The sequence below is a fragment of the Paracraurococcus ruber genome, from assembly GCF_004353985.1.
In the GTDB taxonomy this organism is placed as follows: Bacteria; Pseudomonadota; Alphaproteobacteria; order Acetobacterales; family Acetobacteraceae; genus Paracraurococcus; species Paracraurococcus ruber.
In genome coordinates this window covers 1-1,535 of the sequence record NZ_SMOA01000551.1, presented here as the reverse complement: position 1 = coordinate 1,535, position 1,535 = coordinate 1, and the positions used below count along the sequence as shown (strand labels likewise).

Annotated in this window: 1 protein-coding gene; it reads left to right on the top strand. The window is 68.7% G+C overall.

Features of this window, described 5'->3' with window-relative positions:
* Window positions 1–1,535, top strand: a 1,535-nt coding sequence (locus E2C05_RS35320) for a zinc-dependent metalloprotease family protein (protein WP_205083250.1), incomplete at both ends; no start/stop codon positions are given.

The following is a 1,535-nucleotide window of genomic DNA, read 5'->3' as shown; positions in this document are numbered from 1 at the left end:
GTGGGCGGCCTGGTCAGCTATGGCGACACCTTCAAGCTGCACAGCCAGGCCAGCTCGCCCTACAAGATCTTCCTCGACTTCGGCGGCCACACCACCACCGGAACCGCCTGGAACAGCTTCTGGAATACCCCCAGCTTCTACTCCAAGGCCTTCTCCACCGACGCCGCCGAGAGCTTCAACGCCACCGAACTCCTCCGCATCCAGCAGATCTGGCAGCGCGTCGCCGAGTATTTCGCCCCCTTCAACATCGACGTCACCACCGAGGACCCCGGCACCGAGGCGCTGCGCTACTCCGGCGCCACCGACACCAGCTACGGCATCCGCGTCATCGTCACCGACGAGGACGGCAAGAACTACGGTGGCATTGGCTATGTCGGCAGCTACACATGGAGCACCGACACCGGCGTCTTCGTCTATGCCAACCGGCTGGGCGACGGCACCAAGGCCATCGCCGACGCCGCCGCGCATGAGGTCGGCCACAGCCTCGGCCTCAACCACGATGGCCGCAACGGCAGCGAGTACTACTACGGCCACGGCACCGGCGGCACCTCCTGGGCCCCGGTCATGGGCGTCGGCTACAACGCCAGCACCGTCCAGTGGAGCAATGGCGGCTACAACGGCGCCACCAACACCGAGGACGACCTCGGCATCATCACCGGCCGCAACGGCGGCGTGACCTACCGCGCCGATGACTGGGGCAACAGCTTCGCCAGCGCAGGAGCCCTCGGCGGCACCGTCGCCAACGGCATCGCCAGCATCCAGACCTTCGGCGTCATCTCAGGCTCCGGCGCCCGCAACGATATCGACATGTTCGCCTTCGCCCTGGGCGACGGCGGCAGCATCGATTTCAGCGTCGGGGCTGCCACCCAGGCCTTCGTCAGCGGCGCCGCCGGGCCGGTCACCACCACCTCGCCCTTCGGCATGCTCGATATCGGCCTGACCCTCTACAACAGCCAGTTCCAGGTCGTCGCCAGCGTCAACGACATCACCCGCACCGATGCCCGCCTCACCCTCTCCGGCCTGCAGGGTAGCACCTACTACCTCGCCGTCGACGGCGTCGGCTGGGGCGACCCCACGGCCACCACGCCCACGGGCTGGTCCGACTACGGCTCGCTCGGCCAGTACCTCATCCGCGGCACATACAGTGCCGTCGCCAGCACGCCGTCCACGCCGCCACCGCCATCCACGACGCTGCAGCTGACGGCGGACCAGGGCAGCCTGAGCCTGACGGAGGGCGGCAGCGCCAGCATCACCTACAAGGCCACAGGTGCCACCACCGACATCCTGCTCACCCTCGCAGGCGCTCCCATCGGCACCACCCTCTCCGCCAGCCAGCTCACCCTCTCCGCCGCCAACGACTGGACCGCCACCGTCACCCTCGCCGCCGCAGACGACCGTGACGCCGCAGGCACCAAGTCCTTCACCCTCCAGGCCAGCAGCAGCGCCGCCCCCACCCTCTCCACCGCCGGCACGCTGCTCGACGACGACATCGCCCCCGTCAGCGCCGGCAGGGCCTTCGGCACCTACACCACCGC